Below are 22,130 nucleotides of genomic sequence, written 5' to 3' on the forward strand. Positions count from 1 at the left end.
CGCAATCGCATCGTTACCCACTGCGAAAGCGGCAGGAGGGCACGGCCACAGAGGGCTCGTGCGGCGCGGTTCAACGCGACCGATGAATCTGCCGCTGCAGAAGGGAACCCGAAAGTGAAGTACGCGAAGACCGCCGCAATCATCGCCGGTTCCGTGGCCGCGCTCGGAACGGCTGCCCCCGCCTTCGCCGTCAACACCACCACGGCCCCCAACTTCAGCCTCAACGGCGGTGTCAACCAGGTGGTGGAGAGCGCCCCGCAGGCCGTCGATCCGGTCGTCGACGCGGTCGACAACGCCGCGGGCGCGGTGAAGGACGGCACCCTCGTCGATCTGGCGGGCAAGGCCACCGGCGCGGCCAAGGGTGCGGCCCCGCTCCTGGGCGGTCTGCCGGCCGGCGGTTGATCCGTCGCCCGCGGCGGTTCCCGCCCGGCGAAGCCTCTCGCATTCCCCCGCTGCCACGCGTCCGGTGAACAGCTGAACGCGAGAGCACCGTTCGAGTGAACGGGCACAACCATCCCCGTCGCCGCGAGTTGATCAGAACGCTCCGGACAGGCGGGCAACAGAGAAACCCCAGAAGGGCTATTTCATGATCAAGAAGATTATGGCCTCGGCAGCCGTCGCTGCTTCGATCGTCGGCGTCTCCGCCGCGGCCGCCCCGACGGCCATGGCCATCGGCAACGACAGCGGCACGACGTCGGTCAACGGCAACGGCGCCGTCCAGTCGTACGGCAACTCCGCCACCCACGGCGACTGGAGCCCGCAGTTCGCGCTCATCCAGGGCTCGCTCAACAAGCCCTGCATCGCGCTGCCGGCCAAGGCCAACGTCGGTTCGGTGCTCGGCGCCATCCCGATCTCGGTCCAGGACCTCAACGTCCTGTCCTCCCCGCAGAACCAGCAGTGCACCGAGAACTCCACCCAGGCCAAGGGTGACGAGGCCCTCTCGCACATCCTGGACGACATCCCGATCCTGTCCGGCAACGGCGCCGGCAACAACTGAGGCCGTACCGCTCCGGGCGCTCCTCCGAATCCTCGTACGCGCGGGGGAGCGCACCGCGGGCCGCTTCGGGCCCGCCTGCCCGCAGCACATGACGTACCCGTGGGGCCGGCACATCCACGCGGCAGCCGTTCGTCGGCCGCCCGGACGTGCCGGCCCCGTCGTGCGTCCGGGGTGCCGGGGCCCCTCGAAGGAGCGGGTGCACTGGGCCGGTTGCCGTAGTGGCGGCGGACACCGTCCGCCGCACCGGGTAGGGGCACCCCATGGACCAGTACGACAGTCAGAGCCCCCACGGCCGGCCGGGGCAGGGACAGGACGGCACCCCCATCTACGACCGGCTGCTCGCCGAGTGGCGCGCCGCCCACGGCGACCCGGAACGGACCACGTACCAGGCACCCGCCCGGCCCCGCGCGGAGAGCCGGATCCCGGCGGCCCGCACCTCCGGCGAAGTCGTCGAGGGATGAACGGAACCGGTCGAACTCATGCCGGATCGAACCCATTCGGGTGGTACTGCGGAACCCACGCTTCCGTAGCGGGTTGATCAGTACGTTCCACAACGGGACGCTCCGAAAGGTGAAGCGTGATGAAGAAGATGATGACCGGCGCAGCAGTGGCCGTGTCCCTGGTCGGCCTGTCCGCCGCGATGGCCCCGGCGGCCATGGCGATCGGCAACGACGGTGGCACGACGTCGGTCAACGGCAACGGCGCCGTGGACTCGTTCGGCAACAGCGTGACCGAGGGCGACGGCAGCCCGCAGGTCCAGCTCGTCCAGGGCACGCTGAACAAGGCCTGCGTCGGTCTGCCGCTCAAGGCCAACGCCGGTTCCCTCGTCGGCCTGCTGGTGCCGGTCGCGGTCCAGGACGTCAACGTCCTGGCCTCGCCGCAGAACCAGCAGTGCGCCGAGAACTCCACCCAGGCCAAGGGCGACGAGGCGCTGTCGCACCTGGTCAACGGCATCCCGGTGCTGTCGGGCAACGGGATCGCCAACAACTGACGCGTCCGACGTGCGGGCGACCCGGGACCGCTCCCGCGGTCGCCCGCACGGCTGTGCCCCACCGGTTCACGGGGCGCGGCCGGTCGCCGGGCAGGACCGGGGGCGGCAACGTCCCGGGGCTTCGCACATGACGATGCCCACCGCGCCACGGGGGCGGTGGGCATCGTCATGCGTCGGGGCGGGTCAGCCCAGGCTGCGCACCGGCAGGACGCAGTGGGCGGAGGACATGATGACCTCCGGGTCGCCGGCGAAGGACCGCAGCAGTCCCTCGTCGACCGGACGGCCCGGGGCGCCCTGGGGCCACGGGCGGGTCGCGAACATCGCGTGCACCTCGCCCCGCCCGTTCGCGGCGGCGAGCCACTCGCGGGGAGCGGGGTACTGCGCGGTGAAGTGGGGCAGCGTCAGAACGGCCTGGCCCGCCTGGACGAGCAGCTTCACCTGGAGGCCGGGGTGCTCCGCCGCGTACACCGGGCCGCCGCCGACCGGCAGCCCGCAGCGCTCCAGGGCCACGCGCATGGCGGCCTCACCGGCGGCGGGGCCGTCCGTGCCGTCGCCCAGCGAGTAGACGAGGAGGAAGGCGACGTCGTGGCCGCCGTCAGGGTGTTCGCCGCTCCACCCGATCAGTGTGATCGTGCCCAACTGGGCTTGGGTGAACGTGCCGTTGGCGGTCTGGGGTGAGGTCATGCTCGGCACCATAACGGCCCCGGACCGGTGGTTGTGCATGAGTATCACCTGATCGGGCGAGATAGCCGGATAACTCCGATGAATGCGGCCGGGAACGTGGTCCCCGATCCGGCGGGAGCGGCGGACGCGGCACGCATCCCGGTAAATGTGTTGAGCCGTCCGACGGGCGCGGGCTATCGTGTGCGGAGTTCCGGACGGCGTGCTGAGCCGCCGGTGTCGGGTTCATGTGTGAACCAGGAGGTGAGGACCGTGATGACTGTCGTTGCGATGGGCGTTGCCCACAACCGGAAGAACATCGTTCCCACCCCCGTGGTCACCGGCTGACCTTTCCGTAACTCTCCGCGCCAGCGAGCGCGTTGCCGGGGCCACCCTTCGAAGGGTTTCCCTTGTCTCTCCAGTCCTTCTCGTCCGCTCTCTCCTCCCTCCAGGGCTCGTCCGCCGCGCACCCGCTGTCCCCGTACGGCTGGGACGCCGAGTGGGAGGCCGAGTTCGCGCCGTACGCCGAACAGGGTCTGCTTCCCGGGCGTGTGGTGCGGGTCGACCGTGGCCAGTGCGATGTCGTCACCCCGGACGGCACGCTCAGGGCCGACACCGCCTTCGTCGTCCCGCGCGATCCGATGCGGATCGTCTGCACGGGCGACTGGGTCGCCGTCGATCCCGACGGTGATCCGCAGTTCGTCCGCACGCTGCTGCCGCGGCGCACCGCCTTCGTCCGCTCGACGTCGTCGCAGCGCTCCGAGGGGCAGGTGCTGGCCACCAACGTCGACCACATCGTCATCTGCGTCTCGCTCGCCGTGGAACTCGACCTGGGGCGGGTGGAGCGCTTCCTCGCGCTCGCCATGTCCAGTTCCTCCGGTGACGCGCTGCTGCGGGAGGACGGGTCCGCCGGGGACGGCGTCGCCGAGCCGATCGTGGTGCTGACCAAGGCCGATCTGGTGCCGGACGCCGCCACACTGTCCTACCTGGTCCAGGACATCGAGGGCGTCGCCCCCGGGGTGCAGGTGCTGCCCGTCAGCTCCGCCACGGGGGAGGGCATCGACGTCTTCTCCGCCATCGTCTCGGGTGGTACGAGCGTGCTGCTCGGGGCGTCCGGCGCGGGCAAGTCGACCCTCGCCAACACGCTGCTCGGCCAGGACGTGATGGAGGTGCAGGCCGCGCGTGACGTCGACGGCAAGGGCCGGCACACCACCACCACCCGCAACCTGCTGGTCCTGCCCGGCGGGGGAGTGCTGATCGACACCCCCGGGCTGCGCGGGGTCGGTCTCTGGGACGCGGAGGAAGGCGTCGGCCAGGTCTTCTCCGAGATCGAGGAACTGGCCGAGCAGTGCCGGTTCCACGACTGCGCCCACGAGTCCGAGCCGGGCTGCGCGGTGCTCGCGGCGATCGAGGACGGTTCGCTGCACGAGCGGCGCCTCGACAGCTTCCGCAAGCTGCTGCGCGAGAACCAGCGCATCGTCGCCAAGACCGACGCCCGGCTGCGGTCGGAGATCCTGCGCGACTGGAAGCGCAAGGGGGCCGAGGGGCGCGCCGCCATGGACGCGAAGCGGGGCCGGCTGCGGTAGCCGCGGCCGTGCTCCCACTGCCCCGCGCACCGGCCGACCGTGCGCAGGGCCGTGTCCGAAATCCGCCAGTGCGGTGTCGGGGGGTGCCGCACACTGGATTCCGTGATGGACGAACGGACCAGGTACGAGGCGGTGAGCAGCCGCGACGCCCGTTTCGACGGGGAGTTCTTCTTCGCCGTCGAGACGACCGGCATCTACTGCCGGCCGAGCTGCCCCGCCGTGACCCCCAAGCGGAAGAACGTCCGCTTCTACCCGACGGCGGCCGCCGCGCAGGGCAACGGCTTCCGGGCCTGCCGCCGCTGCCGTCCGGACGCGGTGCCCGGCTCGGCGGAATGGAACGTCCGGGCCGACGTCGTGGGCCGCGCCATGCGGATGATCGGTGACGGCGTGGTCGACCGGGAGGGCGTGCCCGGCCTCGCCCACCGGCTCGGCTACAGCTCGCGCCAGGTGCAGCGGCAGCTCAACGCGGAGCTGGGCGCCGGACCCGTCGCGCTGGCCCGCGCCCAGCGGGCCCACACCGCCCGGGTGCTGCTCCAGACGACCGGGCTGCCCGTGACCGAGATCGCCTTCGCGGCCGGCTTCGCCAGTGTGCGCCAGTTCAACGACACGATCCGGCGGATCTACGCCCGCACGCCGACCGCGCTGCGGACCGAGGCCGGTACGGGGCGGGGCGGGACGGTACGGGTGGGGCGGACCACCGGCATCCCGCTGCGGCTCGCCCACCGGGGGCCGTACGCGGCGCGCGAGGTCTTCGACCTGCTGGCCGGCGAGGCGGTCGCCGGCATCGAGGCGGTCGGCGGCGAGGCGGGCGCCCGCACCTACCGGCGCACCCTGCGGCTCCCGTACGGATCGGGCGTGGTGGCCGTCGACGAGCGGTCCGCCGGTTCCTGGCTGGACGCCCGCATCCACCTCGCGGACCTGCGGGACCTGACGACGGCCGTCCAGCGGCTGCGGCGCCTGTTCGACCTGGACGCAGATCCGTACGCCGTCGACGAGCGGCTCGGTGCCGACCCGCGGCTCGCCCCGGGGGTCGCCGCCAGGCCGGGGCTGCGTTCGCCCGGTGCCGCTGACCCGGAGGAGTTCGCCGTGCGGGCCCTGGTGGGCCGGGAGGCGGCGGCGCGGCTCGTCGAGCGGTACGGGACGGCGCTGGACGTGCCCTGCGGCGGGCTGACCCGGGTGTTCCCCGAATCCGCCGTGCTGGCCGGTGCGACCGACGACCCGGAGCTGCGGGCCCTGGCGTCCGCGCTCGCCGACGGGGAGCTGCGGCTGGACGCCGGGGCCGACCGCGACGAGGCCGGGCAGGCCCTGCTGCGGCTGCCCGGGATCGGTCCGGTGGCCGCGGCGCTCATCAGGACGCGTGCGCTCGGCGACCCCGATGTGGATCCGTACGGGAGGCCGGGGGCGGAACGCTGGCGGCCCTGGCGCTCGTACGGGGTGCGGCACCTGGAGCTCCTGGGCACCGGCTGAACCCGCCTCGTGCGACGCGGCCGGGATTCCTCCCGGACCAGGCGGCGGAGAGACGGGAGGAATTCATATGATGTCCCGTCAGAAAACTTTGCCGGGGCGGTGGTTCGGGTGTCGGTGAGCTGGTGGCCTAGCCCCAGAGCACCGCGCCCAGCCAGGCGCCCGCCACCAACAGGCATGCGAAGAGCTCCACGAGCACCGAGTAGCCCGTCGCCCGCATCACCGAGCGGACCGACGTCCAGCCCGCCGCGTGGCTGCCCAGCCGCAGTCGTTCCGCCGTGTAGACGGCTCCCACGTAGCCGACGACCGCGCCGACCACCGGCAGTACGAAGAAACCCACGATCGCGCCGATCCCGCCGAGCGTCAGGGTCCTGCGCGGTGCCCCCGACTCGCGGGGCCGGCGCGGGGGCAGCAGCGGCTTCAGCGCCTGGTTCAGCAGCAGCAGCGCGGTGGCGCCGATCAGCACGCCCCAGGCGACCGGCGTCATGTCGGTCAGCGCCCACCACAGCACGGCGGCCCAGACGATCGCCTGCCCCGGCGCCCCCGGCACCAGTACACCGAGCAGGCCGAGGAGCATGACCAGGCCGACGGCGACGAGTTGCCACACGCTCATTCGACCAGCCTGCCGGAGTCCGGCCGGTCCCGCCCGTCAGCGCTCCCCGGACGGGGCCGTCCGTGCAGCTCAGGGCCGTACCGAAGCCCTGCGGGCGACAATGCCGGACCGGTGGCGGACCGTAACCGGTCCGGCGCCCGGCGCGGTCGCGCCCGTCGGCGGACCCGGTCAGGCCCGCGGGGTACGGGCCACCCAGCCCCGTTCGTACGCGTGCCAGCCCAGCTGCAACCGGGTCGACACACCGGTCAGCTCCATCAGGCCCTTCACCCGGCGCTGCACGGTCCGCAGCCCCAGGTCCAGCTGCTTCGCCACACTCGCGTCCGTCAGTCCGGCCAGCAGCAGCGACAGGATCTCCAGGTCCGTCGGGTCGGGTTCGACGGATTCCCCCTGCGGCAGGCCGCTCTCGCCGAGCCTGAGCGGCATGGCCTGACGCCACACCGCCTCGAAGAGCCCCACCAGCGACTCCAGCAGCCCGGAGGCGTGGACCACCAGGGCCGCGGGCTCGGCACTGTGCTTGGTCAGCGGGACCATCGCCAGGGAGCCGTCGGCGACGACCAGTTTGGTCGGCACCCGGTCGATGACCCGGCACTGCTCGTCGCGGCTCAGCGCGGCCGACAGCTCCATGATCCCGAACGGCTGCGAGAGGAGTTCGCGCTCGACCACCACCCGGTACGACACCCCGCGAGTGGCGGCCCGCTCCTCGGCCTCGTTCTCCATGCCGCTGACCGCGATCGGCTTCCCGGAGACCAGGGCGCACACCTCGCTCGTCGCCCCCAGCTGCAACTGGTGGAAGCGGTGCGACACCGCACTCGCCCCCGTCACCACCTCGATCAGATCGTGCACGGCCGGCTCGACGGCCTCCGCCCGGTACTCCTCGGCGAGCAGCGCCGCCGCCAGCTCCGCCTGCTCCAGTTCATGACGCTGCTGGGTCAGCAGCGCCCCGAGCGCCACGCCCGGCGGGGCAGCCACCCAGCGTCCCGCGCGGGCCGAGGCCTGCGCGGCCAGACCGTGCTGTTCCAGCCTGCGCAGGGCCCGTTCGGTGTCCGCCTCGGGAAGTGCCAGCCGGTGCGCGAGATCGGCTATCTCCGCAGCTCCCACCGCCACGAGCGCGCGGTACGCGGACTCCTGTATCTCGTCCAGACCTATGGCTCCCAGCATCCCGGCCCCCTCATGGACGCGCTGATTCCGCACGATGTCGCTGCCGTCGGGTGTCCAGCCGTGGCGGAAAGCGGCCACGGCGTAAACCCGCCGTGCACATCATCCCTTCAACGCTCTTCGCTCTGCCAATGTGGCGCCACCGCAGTACCAACAACCTCCGGAAAGCTGCGGTTTGCGCAGGTTGGTTCCGGATTCACTTGGGGAGAGCGATGCGTCCGATATCGCGTACGGCACTGGGAGCGGCCACCGCCGCCGTCCTGGCCGTCACCGCGATCGCCCCGTCCGCGGCAGCGCCGCAGGACGACGCGACGGGTAAGAGAGCACTGACCGGCAGCGCCGCCGCCGACGCCAAGAAGGGCAAGCCGGTCACGGTGACCCTGGTCACCGGTGACAAGGTCCTGGTGAGCACGGACAGTTCGGGAGCCGCCTCGGCCACCGCGCTGCCCCGCGAGGACGGTTCCGTCCCCCTCGTCCAGACCAGGCAGTCCGGCAAGGACCTCTACGTCTATCCCGACACCGCCACCGAGGCGCTGGCCGCGGGCCGGGTCGACGAGGAACTCTTCAACGTCACCGGTCTCGTCCGGCAGGGCTACGACGACGCCCACAGCAAGTCGCTGCCGCTGATCGCCGTCTACGACAAGGGCCGGGCCCGCTCCACGTTCGCCACCCCGCGCGGTGCCGAGCGCGGCATCGCGCTCGACGCCATCGACGGCGTCGCGCTCAAGACGGACAAGAAGAAGGCCGCCGACTTCTGGGCGGACCTCACCGCCGGCGCCCGTTCCTTCTCGGCCGCCGGCCCGAAGAAGCTCTGGCTCGACCGCAAGGTCCGCGCCACCCTCGACAAGTCGACCAAGCAGGTCGGCGCCGACCTCGCCTGGGCCGCCGGTTACGACGGCAAGGGCACCAAGGTCGCCGTCCTCGACACCGGCGTCGACGCCGAACACCCCGACCTCAAGGGCCGGATCGCCGCCTCGGAGAACTTCACCGACTCCGACAGCACCGACGACCGCCAGGGCCACGGCACCCACACCATCTCCACCGTCGGCGGCTCCGGAGCCGCCAGCGACGGCAGGAAGAAGGGCGTCGCCCCCGGCGCCGACCTGCTCGCGGGCAAGGTCCTCAACGACAGCGGCTCCGGCGCCGAGTCCTGGATCATCGCCGGCATGCAGTGGGCCGTCGACCAGAAGGCCGATGTCGTCTCGATGAGCCTCGGCAGCCCGGAACCGACCGACTGCACCGACCCGATGAGCGTCGCCGCCGAGGAACTCGCGCAGAGCAAGGGCACCCTGTTCGTGATCGCGGCCGGCAACTCGGGCCCGACGGCGAACACCGTCTCCTCGCCCGGCTGCGCCCCGAGCGTGCTGACCGTCGGCGCCGTCGACCGCGACGACTCCACTGCCCAGTTCTCCAGCCGCGGACCCGCGATCGGCGCACACACCCTCAAGCCCGAGATCGCCGCCCCCGGCGTCGCCATCTCGGCCGCCGCCGCCGGTGGCCGGGGCATCTACGCGTACCAGTCGATGTCCGGCACGTCGATGGCCACCCCGCACGTCGCGGGCGCCGCGGCCATCGTGAAGCAGCGCCACCCGGACTGGACCGCCCAGCAGATCAAGGCGGCCCTGGTGTCCTCCGCGAAGAGCGACATCCCCGGCGACGTGCGCGAGACCGGCGGCGGCCGGCTCGACGTCGAGGCCGCCATCGACACCACCCTCGTCGGCGCCCCGGCCGTCCAGGGCGGCACCTTCAACTGGCCGCAGGACCGGAGCGACCGCACCACGGTCGACGTCCCGTACACCAACTCCGGCGACAAGCCGGTGAAGCTCTCGCTGAAGGTCCGGGGTGTCACCGGCAACGACGGCTCGGCCGTCCGCTCCGCGATCGCCGAACTCGGCACCCGCACCGTCACCGTGCCCGCCGGGGCCACCGTCAAGGTTCCGCTGAGGATCGACCCGACGGCGAAGCTGAAGGCCGCCCAGTACGGCGACGTCACCGGACGCGTGCTGGCCACCGGCCCCGACGGCGTCGAGGTCTCCACCCCGTTCTCGCTGTACGTCGGGGCCGAGACCGTCACCCTGCGGGTCAAGCTCGTCGACCGCGCGGGCAAGGCCGCCGACGGCTCCTCCTCGCTGGACGTCATCGGCACCGACACCGCCAGCGGTGAGCGTCGCTTCAACGACGGTGCCACCGACCAGGTCTACCAGGTGCGCCCCGGCGCGTACTTCCTGTCCGGCTTCGTCACCACGGCCGACCCGGAGGACGCCACCGGCCGCATGGAGGAATCCGTCGCCTACCTCGCGCGGCCGCAGCTGAACGTCACCAAGGACACCACCGTGGTCCTGGACGCCCGCAAGGCCCACCGGATCCAGGTGAGGACCACGGACCGGGCGTCCGAGAACCGTTCCACCACGCTCGCGTTCGGCCGCAGCTGGGACGACGTCTGGCTGCACTCGGGCTCCATCACCGGCGGCTCCGCGGTCAAGAACTACCTGGCCGACGTGCAGGGCAGGGCGAGCGACGGCGACTTCGAGTTCGCCAGCTTCTGGCGCGCGTACGCCCCGCAGATCGAGAAGCTGTCGGTCGTCGGCGGCACCGAACTGCACCCGACGGCGGCGAGCACCGGTTCCGTCAACCTCGACGGCGCGGGCCGCGCCGCCCTGGTCGACGCCGGCAAGGGCACTTCCGAGGAGCTGGAGGCCGCGGGCGTCGACGGGAAGATCGCCCTGATCGAGGTCGGTGACGACGACAACAACGTGTACGCCCAGGCCCGCAATGCCAAGGCCGCGGGTGCGAAGGCCGTCATCGCCCACCGCCCCGCCGCGGGCCCCTGGAAGCCGACCGTCGGCTACGCCCGGGCACCCCTGCCCTCGCTCGGCATCGAGGCGGACGAGGCCGCCGCGCTGAAGGCCGCCCTGGCCGACGGCCCGGTCGAGCTGAGCTGGAAGGCCACGGCCGTCAGCCCGTTCGTCTACAACCTGGCCTTCCCGGAGACCGGCCCGATCACCTCGGACCGCACCCACAAGGTCCGCGACACGAAGCTCGGCAAGGTCACCGCCAACTACGAGGCGATGGGCGTCGCGGCGGACTACGTAGACACGATGATCATCAACCGGCCGTACGGTGGTGTCTTCTCCGCGGCCACCGACGTCGTCGCCGCCCCCAGCACGCGTACCGAGTACTACTCGGCGGGCGACGACACCGCCTGGGAGCGGTACCTCTCCTCCAGCTTCCCCTGGGGCGAGCTGATGGTCGACCAGCCGCGCACCTACCGGGCCGGTTCGAAGCGCACGGAGAACTGGTACCGGGGCATCCCGGTCCCCGCCGCCCCGCGCGATGCCGCCGGAAAGCTCCAGCTCGCCGGCGAGCGCCAGGACAACCTGATCGGCGTGGCCCCCGGCTTCTGGAGCGACAGCGAGCACGCCGGTCTCCAGGGCTCCTTCGGCGACATGGGCAGCGTGAGCCTCTCCAGCGACGGCAAGCTGATCGGCCGGAACGGCTGGCCGGCCGGGGTGTTCACCGTCCCGGCCGAGGACGCCGCGTACGAACTCACCCTGCAGACCATGAAGTCCGGTCAGCCCGCCGCCGTGTGGAAGCGGTCCACCAGCACCGAGACCACCTGGAAGTTCCGTTCGAAGCGTGATGAGAACGCGTACTCGCAGGGCCTCCCGCTGCTCTTCCCGGGCTACGACCTGGCGGCCGACGGGCTCAAGACCCTTGCGGCGCAGGACGGGCAGAAGATCGGCCTGAGCGTCACCGGCCACGCCGGCTACACGCCCGGCGAGCTGACCGCGGCCGAGGTCTCGTACTCGTACGACGGCGGCAAGACCTGGACCGCCGCGACCACCGCCCAGCAGGACGGCCGGTGGACCGCGACCGTGAACCACGCGGGCGCGGCCGGCAAGCCGGTCACGCTGAAGACCGAACTGACGGACGCCAACGGCAACTCCGTCGTCCAGACCGTGACCGACGCATACGCCGTGCGCTGATCACACCGAGCCGGTCCGCCGGGCGTCCTTCCCGTGGGGGGTGGGGGCGCCCGGCGGACCTGTGTTCGTGGCCGCTTTTTCCGGATGCCCCGTTTTCGTACGGCCCGTGCGGCCGACAATAAGGGAATGAGTCAGCAGGGGGAGAAACCCGCCGCCCGTGAGGACGACTGGTGGCACAGGCTGTACGACGAGGACGCCCGGGACACCGGAACGGGTGACGCGGCCGACACGCTCGACGACCGTTTCGACTCGGCGTCGGACGCGGTGGGACCGGACGGGCGTGCGGGGCGCGGAGACGCGGGGGAGACGAGGACGGCGGAGGAGGCGGAGGAGGCGGAGGAGACGAGAGGGCCAGGGGAGGCGCCTTCGGGAGTGGCAGCGGTCGTGGAACCGGCAGTGTCTTCCGTACCGACGGTGCCGTCCGAACCATCCGCACCACCCGTCCTGCCGAAGCCTCCCGTGCCGTCCGGCCCGCCGATACTCCGGTCGGCGCGGGCCCCGTGGGAGCCGCCGGCCACGGCCGTGCACGCCCCGGACGCCCCCGCGACGGATTCCCCGGCCGGTCCGTCGCGGCCGCGCACCTTCGCCGTACCGCTGCCGCGCGTGCCCGTGGACCCGCGGGCCCCCTACCCACCACCCGCCGCGAAGCCGGACCCGGCCGTGCGGCAGGACCGAGTCACGAAGCCGGACCCGGCCGTGGAGCCGGGCCCCGGAGCGGTGGAGCCACTGCCCCCGCTGCCCAGGAGGCCGGTCACCGAGCAGTCCGCCACCGCCCCGGGAACCCCCGCCGTCCCCACGACCCCCGTCGTCCCCACGACCCCCGTCGTCCCCGAAGCCCCTGTCGTACCAGGTGTCCCGGAGCCGGGGCCCGTGCCAGCTGACCGTTTCGCGATCGGCCACGTGGGCGACCGTCCGCCCACCTACGACGCCGAACCCACGGCCCTGCCCGCCGCCACCGCGGAGGAGTTGGACGGCCTCGTCGCCGACACCGTGCTCGACGGCGCCCGCTACGGCACGTACACCCTGCGCGCCGCCTCCGTGCGCGGGGACTCCGCGCGGTTCCGGGGCGAGCCCCGCCGCGACGCGCTGCTCACCGCGCGCTTCGGCGACGACGAGGGCGGGCTGCTCCTGGTCGCCGTGGCCACCGGGGCCCGCGCCACCCGGTCGGCGCACCTGGCGGCGGCCGATGCCTGCCGCTGGATCGGCGAGGCCGTGGGCCGCAGCCACGTCCGGCTCGCCGAGGACGTGAGGGCGGGCAGGCGCGGGGACCTCAAGTCCGGCCTGCACCGCCTCACCGACCGCACCTACGGCAAGCTGCGCGCCCGCGCCGCGGAACAGGGGCTGGAGCCGCCGGAGTACACGGCGGGACTGCGCTGCCTCCTGCTGCCCGCGGACCCCGACTGCCGCACCAGGATCTTCTTCGGCGTCGGCGACGGCGGACTCTTCAGGCTGCGCGACGACGCCTGGCAGGACCTCGAACCGCAGCCGGCCGCGGCCGGTGACGACCCGCCCGCCGAACCGTTTCGTTTCCGGGCCTCGGTGGCCCGGCCGGGGGACACCCTGCTGCTGTGCAGCGCCGGTCTCGCCGAACCGATGCGCGGCGAACCGGCCCTGGCCGGGGAACTCGCCGGGCGCTGGGCCGACGGCGGGGCACCCGGGCTCGTACCCTTCCTCGCCGACACCCAGCTCCGGGTGAAGGGGTACTCCGACGACCGCACGGGGGTCGGCGTCTGGGAGGCGTAACCACGCGCGCCATGGGTTGATGGATGCGTAAGTCCGGAAGCCGAAGCGCGGAAAGGTACGCACCCATGGCCAAGCAGAACGTGTCGGAGCAGTTCGTCGACATCCTCGTCCGGGCGGGTGTCAAGCGCATGTACGGCGTCGTCGGCGACAGCCTCAACCCGGTCGTCGACGCCATCCGGCGCCATCGCGGCATCGACTGGATCCAGGTGCGGCACGAGGAGACGGCCGCCTTCGCCGCCGGTGCGGAGGCCCAGGTCACCGGCGCGCTGGCGGCCTGCGCCGGATCGTGCGGACCGGGCAATCTGCACCTGATCAACGGCCTCTACGACGCCCACCGCTCCATGGCGCCCGTACTCGCCCTCGCCTCGCACATCCCGTCGGGCGAGATCGGCCTCGGCTACTTCCAGGAGACCCATCCGGAGCTGCTCTTCCAGGAGTGCAGCCACTACAACGAGATGATCTCCAACCCGGAGCAGATGCCGCGGCTGCTCCAGACCGCCATCCAGCACGCGATCGGCCGGGGCGGGGTCAGCGTCGTCACGATGCCGGGCGACATCGCGGCCCGCCCCGCCCCGGAGAAGTCGATCGAGCACGCCCTGGTCACCTCCAGGCCCACGGTGCGGCCCGGGGACGAGGAGATCGAGAAGCTGCGCCGGATGGTCGACGCGGCGAAACGCGTGACCCTGTTCTGCGGCAGCGGCACGGCCGGCGCCCACGCCGAGGTGATGGAGTTCGCCGAACGGGTGAAGGCCCCGGTCGGGCACGCGCTGCGCGGGAAGGAATGGATCCAGTACGACAACCCGTACGACGTCGGCATGAGCGGGCTGCTCGGCTACGGCGCGGCGTACGAGGCGACCCACGAGTGCGACCTTCTCATCCTGCTCGGCACCGACTTCCCGTACAACGCGTTCCTCCCGTCCGACGTGAAGATCGTCCAGGTGGACGTGCGCCCCGAGCACCTCGGCCGTCGTTCCAAGCTGGACCTGGCGGTCTGGGGCGACGTCCGGGAGACACTGCGCTGTCTGACCCCGCAGGTGAGGGCCAGGACCGACCGCAAGTTCCTCGACCGGATGCTGAAGAAGCACGCCGACGCGCTGGAGGGCGTGGTCAAGGCGTACACCCGCAAGGTCGAGAAGCACGTCCCGATCCACCCGGAGTACGTCGCCTCGGTGCTGGACGAACTGGCCGACGACGACGCCGTGTTCACCGTGGACACCGGCATGTGCAACGTCTGGGCGGCCCGTTACCTCTCGCCCAACGGCAGGCGCCGCGTGATCGGTTCGTTCAGCCACGGGTCGATGGCCAACGCGCTGCCCCAGGCCATCGGTGCCCAGTTCACCGACCGGGACCGGCAGGTCGTGTCGATGTCCGGCGACGGCGGATTCACCATGCTGATGGGCGACTTCCTGACCCTGGTGCAGTACGACCTGCCGGTGAAGGTCGTGCTGTTCAACAACTCCTCCCTCGGCATGGTCGAGCTGGAGATGCTGGTCGCGGGTCTGCCGTCGTTCGGCACGACCAACCGGAATCCGGACTTCGCGGCGGTCGCGCGGGCGGCCGGGGCGTACGGGGTGCGGGTGGAGAAGCCCAAACAGCTCGAAGGGGCCCTCAAGGACGCCTTCCGGCACAAGGGCCCGGCGCTCGTCGACGTCGTCACCGACCCCAACGCCCTCTCCATCCCGCCGAAGATCAGCGCGGAGATGGTGACCGGCTTCGCGCTCTCCGCCAGCAAGATCGTGCTGGACGGCGGGGTGGGCCGCATGGTCCAGATGGCCCGCTCCAACCTGCGGAACGTGCCCCGCCCCTGAAGAGGCCCGCGGACGCGGGGCGGAACCGTGCCGCCCCGACCTGTCCGTTCCGCCCGACTCGTATCGTTCCGCACGGTTGTTGATCAACCGACCCCGTGCGCACTCTTGGCGACCTCAAAGCAATGTGACATATTACTGACGTGCTCACGAGACACTCTCTGGATGTCGTCATCGTCGGCGCCGGAGTCGTCGGCGCCGCCTGTGCCCATTACATCTCCCGGTCCGGACTCTCCGTGGCCGTCGTCGACCGCGGACCCGTGGCCGGCGGCACCACCGGAGCCGGCGAGGGGAACCTGCTGGTCTCCGACAAGGTGCCGGGGCCCGAGCTGGAGCTGGCGCTGCTCTCCGCCTCCCTGTGGCAGGAGCTGGCCGCCGAGCTGCCCCCCGGCATCGAGTACGAGAGCAAGGGCGGCGTGGTCGTGGCGGCCTCCGAGGGCTCCCTGGCCGCCCTGTCCGAGACGGCCGCCGGGCAGCGGACTGCCGGTGTCGAGGCGCACCACGTCCCGGCCGACCGGCTCCACGACCTGGAGCCCCACCTCGCGCCGGACCTGGCGGGCGGCTGCCACTACCCGCAGGACGCGCAGGTCCAGCCGGCGCTGGCCGCGGCCGAGTTGCTGCGGTCGGCGGTCCGGTCCGGGGCGCGCCTGCACCCGGGGGAGGAGGTGGTGGACATCCTGCGGGACCGCTCGGGGGCGGTGCGCGGCGTGCGCACCTCGCTGGGTGAACTGCACGCCCCCGTCGTGGTCAACGCGGCCGGGACCTGGGGCGGCGAGCTGGCCGCGCTGGCCGGGGTGAACCTCCCGGTCCTCCCGCGCCGGGGATTCGTCCTCGTCACCGAACCGCTGCCCCGGCTGGTCCGGCACAAGGTCTACGCGGCGGAGTACGTGGCCGACGTGTCGAGCGGGTCCGCGGCCCTGCAGACCTCGCCGGTGGTGGAGGGCACCCCGGCGGGCCCGGTGCTCATCGGGGCCAGCCGCGAACGGGTCGGCTTCGACCGGACGCTGTCGATTCCGGTGGTCGCCCGGCTGGCGGCCGGGGCCACCGCCCTCTTCCCCCTGCTGGCGGACGTGCGGGTGCTGCGCGCCTATCACGGGTTCCGCCCCTACCTGCCCGACCACCTGCCCGCGATCGGCCCCGACTCCCGGGTGCCCGGCCTCTTCCACGCCTGCGGGCACGAGGGCGCGGGCATCGGACTGGCGCCGGTGACCGGACGGCTGATCGCCGACGCGATCCGGGGCGAGCGTCCCGCACTCGACCTCGAACCGTTCGCGCCCGACCGGTTCGACGCCCCGGACCGTGCCGCATGACGGCGCGGAGCGGAACCCGCCCGCCCAGGACAGGACCCCAGGAGAGGACCCCGTGAGACGCACCCGCGCACGCACCCCGGCCGAACTCGTCGGAGCCGAACCCGACCCGGAGTTCCGGATCACCTTCGACGGCCGCCCGATCCGCGCACTGCCGGGTCAGAGCGTCGCCGCCGCGCTCTGGGCGGCGGGCATCATGACCTGGCGCACCACCCGGGTCAACGGCCGCCCCAGGGGAGCCTTCTGCGGCATCGGTGCCTGCTACGACTGCCTGGCCACCATCAACGGCCGGCCCAACCAGCGTGCCTGCCTGGTCCCCGCCCGGCCGGACGACACCATCACCACGCAGGAGGGGAACGGGCATGCCGCACTCGACGGCTGAGGGCCGCCCGCGCGACACCGACCGCGCCGAACTCGCCGTGGTGGGCGCGGGACCCGCCGGCCTGGCCGCGGCCGTCACCGCGGCCGACCACGGACTCGACGTCGTCCTGCTGGACGCCGCCGCCGTGCCCGGCGGGCAGTACTACCGCAATCCGGCCGACGGCCTCGGCGCCGCCCGGCCCCAGGTCCTGCACCACAACTGGTCCGCCTTCACCGACCTGTCCGCACGACTGGCCGCGCACCGGGACACCGGCACGATCCGGCACCTGACCAGCCATCAGGTGTGGACGGTCGAACGGACCGCCGACGACGACTGGACCGTGCACGCGGTCGCCGGCACCGACGAGGCGGCCCGCACCGCCGTGCGGGCCCGCCGGGTGCTGCTGGCGACCGGTGCCCACGAACGCCAGCTCCCCTTCCCCGGCTGGACGCTCCCGGGCGTCGTGAGCGCGGCGGGGGCCCAGGCCATGCTCAAGTCCGGCCTGGTGCTGCCGGGGCGCCGGATCGTGGTCGCCGGCAGCGGACCGCTCCTCCAGGCCGTAGCCGCCTCGCTGACCAAGGCCGGCGCCCGCGTCCCGGCCCTGGTCGAGGCCGCCGGCTACGGGGCGTACGGGCGTTCCCCCCAGGTGCTGGCCGTCAACCCCGCCAAGGCGGTGGAGGCGGTCCGGTTCGGCACGGCGCTGTTGCGTGCCGGGGTCAGGGTGCTGAGCCACCGCGCGGTCACCGAGGTGCACGGCGACGGACGGGTGGAGGCGGTGACCGTCAGCCGGGTGGACCACCGCTGGCGCCCCGTCGCGGGGACCGGCCGCCGGATCGACTGCGACGCGCTCGCCGTGGGGCACGGCCTCGTGCCCCAGCTCGAACTCGCCGTGGCGACCGGCTGCGAAACGCGTCCGGGCACCGACGGCACGCATGCGGTCGTCCTCGACGAACAGCTCAGGACGACGGTCCCCGGCATCTGGGCGGCCGGCGAGACCGGCGGCGTGGGCGGTGTCGAACTCGCCCTGTGCGAGGGCGAGCTGGCGGCGCTGTCGATCGTCCGCGAGGCGCGGGGCGGATCGCCGGAGGAGGCGGGACGCGGCGTGACCGCGCTGCGCCGCACCCGGCGCCGCCTGCGGGCCTTCGCCGACCTGATGGGGACCGTGCACCGGCCGGGGGACGGCTGGCACGAGTGGCTGGCCGAGGACACGGAGGTCTGCCGCTGCGAGGAGGTCACCGCGGGCCGGATCCGCTCGGCGTGCGAGGAGCTCGGTGCCCGCGACTCCAGGACCGTCAAACTCTTCACCCGCGCCGGGATGGGGTGGTGCCAGGGCCGGACGTGCGGATTCGCCGTCCGGGACCTCGCCGCCGCGCACGGCGGCGGACCGGCACCGGCCGGAGCCGACCGGCGCCCGCTCGCCTGCCCCGTGAAGCTGTCCGCCCTCGCCGACCTGTCCGACCCCCGGTAGAGCGCGAAGCCGCTCACCCCGTTCTTCCGCACCCATGGCGGCCGGGCACGCCCTGCCGCCCGCATCACCGCGTTCCCGCAGCACCGCGTCATGTCGCCCCCGCGACAGGCCACACATCCAAGGAGCCAGCATGTCGACGAACAACCCCACGCGCACCCGCCCCTGGCAGGGCATCATGGTCGCCACCCCCCTCCCCCTGCGCGACGACCGCACCATCGACTACGACGCCTACGCCAAGCACGTGCAGGACCTCATCGAGGCGGGCTGCGACGGCGTGGTGCCCAACGGTTCGCTGGGCGAGTACCAGACCCTCACCGACGAGGAACGCGCCCGGATGGTCCAGGTCGCCGTCGAGGCGGCCGGGGACGGCGACCGCGTCATGCCGGGCGTCGCCGCCTACGGCAGCGCCGAGTCGCGGCGCTGGGCGGAGCAGGCCGCCGAGGCGGGGGCCGGGTCCGTGCTGCTCCTGCCGCCCAACGGGTACCGCTGCGACGAGGCGGCCGTGCGCGCCCACTACGCCGAGGTGGCCCAGGTCGGCCTCCCGATCGTCGCGTACAACAACCCGTACGACACCAAGGTGGACCTGAGCCCCGCCCTGCTCGCCGAGCTCCACAACGAGGGCAGCATCGTGGCCGTCAAGGAGTTCACCGGCGACGTCCGCAGGGCGTACGAGATCGCCGAGCGGGCCCCCGGCCTCGACATCCTGGTGGGCGCCGACGACGTACTGCTGGAACTCGGCGTCGCCGGTGCCGTCGGATGGATCGCCGGCAGCCCGAACATGCTGCCGTCCTGCTGCGTGGACCTGTACAGGGCCGCCGTGAGCGGTGACCTGGAGACCGCCCTGCCGCTCTACCGGGAGCTGCACCCGCTGCTGAGGTGGGACTCCAAGCCGGAGTTCGTCCAGGCCATCAAGCTGTCCATGGACGTCGCCGGACGCCACGGCGGCCCCACCCGCCCGCCGCGCAACCCCCTGTCCGCCGACGACGCGGCCGCCGTGCGCGCCGTCACGGAGAAGGTCCTCGCCGGGGGCCTGCGCTGAGACCCTGTCGGGCGGCCGCCCGGCCGAGGGCCGTTTGACAGTCGTCGGGAGGAGGCGGCCGGCGCTCGTTCCGCCGGCCGCCTCCCCTTCTCGCCCGTGACGAACCAGGAGAAGCCTTGAAGACACGTCACATCTTCCACGCCGTCGACTCGCACACCGAGGGCATGCCGACCCGGGTGATCACCGGTGGCATCGGCACCATCCCCGGCGACACGATGGCCGAACGGCGCAGCTACTTCGAGAAGCACCGGGACGCCGTACGCACCCTGCTCATGTACGAACCGCGCGGCCACGCCGCCATGAGCGGCGCGATCCTCCAGCCGCCCACCCGGCCGGACGCGGACTACGGGGTCCTCTACATCGAGGTCTCCGGCTTCCTGCCGATGTGCGGACACGGCACCATCGGGGTGGCGACCGTGCTGGTGGAGACCGGGATGGTGGAGGTCACCGAACCCGTCACCACCGTGCGGCTGGACACCCCCGCCGGACTCGTCAAGGTCGACGTACGGGTGGAGGACGGCGAGGCCACCGCGGTGACCCTCACCAACGTGCCCGCGTTCAGCGTCGGGCTCGACCGGACGGTGGACGTGCCCGGTTACGGGACCCTGCGCTACGACCTCGCCTACGGCGGCAACTTCTACGCGATGGTGGACCTGGACGACCTCGGGCTGCCCTTCGACCGGGCGCGCAAGGACGACATCCTGGCCGCCGGACTCGCCCTGATGAAGGCGGTCAACGCCACCGACGAGCCCGTCCACCCCGAGGCCCCGCACATCCACGGGCTCAAGCACGTGCAGTTCGTCGCCCCCGGATCCGACGCGCGCCACTCCCGGCACGCGATGGCCATCCACCCCGGCTGGTTCGACCGCTCGCCCTGCGGCACCGGCACCTCCGCGCGCATGGCCCAGCTGCACGCACGCGGCGAACTCGCCCTGGACACCGACTTCGTGAACGAGTCGTTCATCGGCACCTCGTTCACCGGCCGGCTCGTCGAGGAGACCACCGTGGGCGGGCTGCCGGCCGTCGTCCCCACCGTCACCGGGCGCGCCTGGATCACCGGGACCGCACAATACTTCCTGAACCCGTCCGACCCCTTCCCCGAAGGATTCCTGCTGTGACTCTCCCCCTGCTCGGCGCCGAAGACATCGAGGCCCTGGGACCGATCGGAGCCGCGGACGCCCTGGAAGCGGCGCTGCGCGGGGGGCTGGACCCGGAGACGGCCCCGGCCCGGCACCACCTCGCCGTACCCGGCGGGGAGCTGCTGCTCATGCCGGCCACGACCCGCCGGGTGACCGGGGTGAAGATCGCCGGTGTCGCCACGAACAATCCGGCGGCCGGCCTGCCCCGGATCACCGGAAGCTACCTGCTGCTCGACGCCCCCACCCTGCTGCCGCTCGCCCTGCTGGACGGGGCCGCGCTCACCACGCTGCGCACCCCGGCGGTGTCCGTGCTCGCGGTCCGGTACCTCACCGGACCGGTCGTGCGCCATCTGGTGCTCTTCGGCACCGGCCCCCAGGCCTACGGGCACCTCGCCGCGGTGCTCGCGGAGCGCCGGGTGGAACGGGTCACCGTGGTCGGCCGCACCCCGCACCGGACCGACGAGCTCGTCGCGCACGCCCGCCGGCTCGGCACGGACGCCCACGCGGGAAAGGCGGACGGGTCGGCGGTCGCCACGGCCGACCTGGTGCTCTGCTGCACCACCTCCGCCACCCCGCTGTTCGACGGCACCCTCGTGCCGGACGGGGCGACGGTCGTCGCGGTCGGCTCGCACACCGCCGACGCCCGCGAGGTCGACACCGCTCTGGTGTCCCGCTCCCGGGTGATCGTCGAATCGCGGGCGGCGGCCCTGTCGGAACCGGGCGATCTGCTGATCCCGATCGCCGAAGGGGCCTTCCGGGCCCAGGACATCGCCGGTAATCTCGCCGAGCTGGTGACCGGCCGGGTCGATGCCGAGGTGTCGGACGGCACCGGACGGCCCCGGTTCTTCAAGAGCGTCGGCGCGGGGTGGGAGGACCTCGCGGTCGCCGAGGCGGTGCACCGTGTCTCGACGTCCTGACCACGCCTCCTGCGGCTCCGGGACGACGGTTCCCGTGGAACGTGACATTGTATTCTGGGGCCCCGCACGGTGCTGGAGGAACAGACTATGGCCCGCCTGACGACGCTCAACGCCCTTTCCGCGCAGGAGCATTTGCGCGACCAGGTGGCGAATGCCCTCCGGGCGGCGCTGATAGCCGGGGAGCTCCGTCCGGGCGTGGTCTACTCAGCCCCCGCGCTCGCCGCCGAATTCGGGGTGTCCGCCACCCCGGTCCGCGAGGCCATGCTCGACCTGGCGCGCGAGGGACTGGTCGAGGCCGTCCGCAACAAGGGTTTCCGGGTCACCGAGCTGACCGAGCAGGACCTCGACGACTTCACCGAGATCCGGGCCATGATCGAGGTGCCCACCATCGGCCGCATCGCCGCGATGGGCCTGGTCGAGGAGCTGGAGGCGCTCCGGCCGCTGGCGCGGGCGATCGTCGACGCCGCCGCCGAGCAGGACATCATCGGCTATCTGGAGGCCGACCGCCGCTTCCACCTCGAACTGCTCGGCCTGGCGGGCAACCGCCGGCTGGTGGAGGAGGTCGGCAACCTGCGCAAGCGCTCTCGGCTCTTCGGGCTGAACCGGCTCGCCGAGAGCGGGAAGCTGGTCCAGTCGGCCGAGGAGCACGTGCAGTTGCTCGACCTCATGGCCGCCGGTGACGTGCAGGGCGCCGAGAGCTGCATGCTGGCCCACATGTCGCACGTCAGGTCGCTGTGGGCCGAGGAGGGGGCCGACGGCGCGGCTCAGGGCGGCGCCGCGGAGCAGGACTGACGCACCGGCCCCGTCGGCGGACGCCCCCGCGGGGGCGGGCCGCCCCCGGGCCCGCGGGGGAAGGCGGACAACAGGGTGGCCCAACACACCCACGGCCCCGAGGCGCG

Annotated in this window: 19 protein-coding genes; 16 read left to right on the forward strand and 3 right to left on the reverse strand. The window is 72.8% G+C overall.

The window, feature by feature from the left end:
* Positions 1-114 precede the first annotated feature (114 nt).
* The 4 genes from ABZZ04_RS29255 (at position 115) to ABZZ04_RS29270 (ending at position 1,988) form a co-directional block, all read left to right on the forward strand.
* Positions 115-402, forward strand: coding sequence for a hypothetical protein (locus tag ABZZ04_RS29255; protein ID WP_356935227.1), 288 nt, complete (start codon positions 115-117; stop codon positions 400-402).
* 184 nt (positions 403-586) lie between these two features.
* Positions 587-997 (forward strand): rodlin, encoded by a 411-nt coding sequence (locus tag ABZZ04_RS29260; protein ID WP_356935228.1) that lies wholly within the window; start codon positions 587-589, stop codon positions 995-997.
* 260 nt (positions 998-1,257) lie between these two features.
* A complete protein-coding gene (locus ABZZ04_RS29265; protein WP_356935229.1) occupies positions 1,258-1,458 on the forward strand; it encodes a hypothetical protein in 201 nt (66 codons plus the stop codon).
* A gap of 119 nt (positions 1,459-1,577) precedes the next feature.
* Positions 1,578-1,988, forward strand: coding sequence for a rodlin (locus tag ABZZ04_RS29270; protein ID WP_148840085.1), 411 nt, complete (start codon positions 1,578-1,580; stop codon positions 1,986-1,988).
* A gap of 183 nt (positions 1,989-2,171) precedes the next feature.
* On the opposite strand, the gene ABZZ04_RS29275 is transcribed toward ABZZ04_RS29270, so the two are convergent.
* Complete coding sequence (locus ABZZ04_RS29275; RefSeq protein ID WP_356935230.1) at positions 2,172-2,672, reverse strand: DUF5949 family protein; 501 nt, start codon at positions 2,670-2,672, stop codon at positions 2,172-2,174.
* Positions 2,673-3,058: 386 nt separating this feature from the next.
* Here ABZZ04_RS29275 and rsgA point away from each other — a divergent pair, with 386 nt between their 5' ends.
* The gene (rsgA, locus tag ABZZ04_RS29280) at positions 3,059-4,234 is read left to right on the forward strand and encodes a ribosome small subunit-dependent GTPase A (RefSeq protein WP_356935231.1); all 1,176 of its coding nucleotides are present in this window, start codon (positions 3,059-3,061) and stop codon (positions 4,232-4,234) included.
* Positions 4,235-4,339: 105 nt separating this feature from the next.
* Entirely contained in the window at positions 4,340-5,701 is a 1,362-nt protein-coding gene (locus ABZZ04_RS29285; protein ID WP_356935244.1) for an AlkA N-terminal domain-containing protein, read from the forward strand.
* Between the two features lie 127 nt (positions 5,702-5,828).
* Here ABZZ04_RS29285 and ABZZ04_RS29290 read toward each other — a convergent pair whose 3' ends face one another.
* A complete protein-coding gene (locus ABZZ04_RS29290) occupies positions 5,829-6,311 on the reverse strand; it encodes a DUF456 domain-containing protein (protein ID WP_356935232.1) in 483 nt (160 codons plus the stop codon).
* 168 nt (positions 6,312-6,479) lie between these two features.
* Positions 6,480-7,469 carry a helix-turn-helix transcriptional regulator gene (locus ABZZ04_RS29295; protein ID WP_356935233.1) on the reverse strand — a complete coding sequence of 330 codons (990 nt, stop codon included), beginning with the start codon at positions 7,467-7,469 and terminating at the stop codon, positions 6,480-6,482.
* Positions 7,470-7,678: 209 nt separating this feature from the next.
* Between ABZZ04_RS29295 and ABZZ04_RS29300 the strand changes: the two genes are divergently transcribed.
* From ABZZ04_RS29300 to ABZZ04_RS29345, 10 genes are all read left to right on the forward strand, one after another.
* Complete coding sequence (locus ABZZ04_RS29300) at positions 7,679-11,452, forward strand: S8 family serine peptidase (protein ID WP_356935234.1); 3,774 nt, start codon at positions 7,679-7,681, stop codon at positions 11,450-11,452.
* A 126-nt stretch (positions 11,453-11,578) separates the two neighbouring features.
* Entirely contained in the window at positions 11,579-13,195 is a 1,617-nt protein-coding gene (locus ABZZ04_RS29305) for a protein phosphatase 2C domain-containing protein (protein ID WP_356935235.1), read from the forward strand.
* Positions 13,196-13,260: 65 nt separating this feature from the next.
* On the forward strand, positions 13,261-15,003 hold the full coding sequence (locus ABZZ04_RS29310; RefSeq protein WP_356935236.1) for a pyruvate dehydrogenase: 1,743 nt from the start codon (positions 13,261-13,263) through the stop codon (positions 15,001-15,003).
* 140 nt (positions 15,004-15,143) lie between these two features.
* Positions 15,144-16,310, forward strand: a complete 1,167-nt coding sequence (locus tag ABZZ04_RS29315; protein ID WP_356935237.1) for an FAD-binding oxidoreductase — start codon at positions 15,144-15,146, stop codon at positions 16,308-16,310.
* A gap of 52 nt (positions 16,311-16,362) precedes the next feature.
* Entirely contained in the window at positions 16,363-16,689 is a 327-nt protein-coding gene (locus ABZZ04_RS29320) for a (2Fe-2S)-binding protein (protein ID WP_356935238.1), read from the forward strand.
* Positions 16,670-18,136, forward strand: coding sequence for an NAD(P)/FAD-dependent oxidoreductase (locus tag ABZZ04_RS29325; protein WP_356935239.1), 1,467 nt, complete (start codon positions 16,670-16,672; stop codon positions 18,134-18,136). Before ABZZ04_RS29320 ends, ABZZ04_RS29325 begins: the two co-directional genes overlap by 20 nt.
* Positions 18,137-18,266: 130 nt before the next feature.
* Complete coding sequence (locus tag ABZZ04_RS29330) at positions 18,267-19,175, forward strand: dihydrodipicolinate synthase family protein (protein WP_356935240.1); 909 nt, start codon at positions 18,267-18,269, stop codon at positions 19,173-19,175.
* 116 nt (positions 19,176-19,291) lie between these two features.
* Positions 19,292-20,293 carry a proline racemase family protein gene (locus ABZZ04_RS29335; protein ID WP_356935241.1) on the forward strand — a complete coding sequence of 334 codons (1,002 nt, stop codon included), beginning with the start codon at positions 19,292-19,294 and terminating at the stop codon, positions 20,291-20,293.
* A complete protein-coding gene (locus ABZZ04_RS29340; RefSeq protein WP_356935242.1) occupies positions 20,290-21,231 on the forward strand; it encodes an ornithine cyclodeaminase family protein in 942 nt (313 codons plus the stop codon). Before ABZZ04_RS29335 ends, ABZZ04_RS29340 begins: the two co-directional genes overlap by 4 nt.
* Before the next feature lie 87 nt (positions 21,232-21,318).
* Complete coding sequence (locus tag ABZZ04_RS29345) at positions 21,319-22,023, forward strand: GntR family transcriptional regulator (protein WP_356935243.1); 705 nt, start codon at positions 21,319-21,321, stop codon at positions 22,021-22,023.
* The last annotated feature ends 107 nt before the right edge of the window (positions 22,024-22,130 follow it).

The organism is Streptomyces sp. NPDC006435 (assembly GCF_040612315.1).
GTDB lineage: Bacteria > Actinomycetota > Actinomycetes > Streptomycetales > Streptomycetaceae > Streptomyces.

What these genes read in the sequence shown, in the direction of transcription:
- ABZZ04_RS29260 (WP_356935228.1), top strand. Translation starts at nt 587, where the DNA reads ATGATCAAGAAGATTATGGCCTCGGCAGCCGTCGCTGCTTCGATCGTC.
- ABZZ04_RS29265 (WP_356935229.1), top strand. Translation starts at nt 1,258, where the DNA reads ATGGACCAGTACGACAGTCAGAGCCCCCACGGCCGGCCGGGGCAGGGA.
- ABZZ04_RS29270 (WP_148840085.1), top strand. Translation starts at nt 1,578, where the DNA reads ATGAAGAAGATGATGACCGGCGCAGCAGTGGCCGTGTCCCTGGTCGGC.
- ABZZ04_RS29275 (WP_356935230.1), bottom strand. Translation starts at nt 2,672, where the DNA reads ATGACCTCACCCCAGACCGCCAACGGCACGTTCACCCAAGCCCAGTTG.
- ABZZ04_RS29285 (WP_356935244.1), top strand. Translation starts at nt 4,340, where the DNA reads ATGGACGAACGGACCAGGTACGAGGCGGTGAGCAGCCGCGACGCCCGT.
- ABZZ04_RS29290 (WP_356935232.1), bottom strand. Translation starts at nt 6,311, where the DNA reads ATGAGCGTGTGGCAACTCGTCGCCGTCGGCCTGGTCATGCTCCTCGGC.
- ABZZ04_RS29295 (WP_356935233.1), bottom strand. Translation starts at nt 7,469, where the DNA reads ATGCTGGGAGCCATAGGTCTGGACGAGATACAGGAGTCCGCGTACCGC.
- ABZZ04_RS29300 (WP_356935234.1), top strand. Translation starts at nt 7,679, where the DNA reads ATGCGTCCGATATCGCGTACGGCACTGGGAGCGGCCACCGCCGCCGTC.
- ABZZ04_RS29305 (WP_356935235.1), top strand. Translation starts at nt 11,579, where the DNA reads ATGAGTCAGCAGGGGGAGAAACCCGCCGCCCGTGAGGACGACTGGTGG.
- ABZZ04_RS29310 (WP_356935236.1), top strand. Translation starts at nt 13,261, where the DNA reads ATGGCCAAGCAGAACGTGTCGGAGCAGTTCGTCGACATCCTCGTCCGG.
- ABZZ04_RS29325 (WP_356935239.1), top strand. Translation starts at nt 16,670, where the DNA reads ATGCCGCACTCGACGGCTGAGGGCCGCCCGCGCGACACCGACCGCGCC.
- ABZZ04_RS29330 (WP_356935240.1), top strand. Translation starts at nt 18,267, where the DNA reads ATGTCGACGAACAACCCCACGCGCACCCGCCCCTGGCAGGGCATCATG.
- ABZZ04_RS29345 (WP_356935243.1), top strand. Translation starts at nt 21,319, where the DNA reads ATGGCCCGCCTGACGACGCTCAACGCCCTTTCCGCGCAGGAGCATTTG.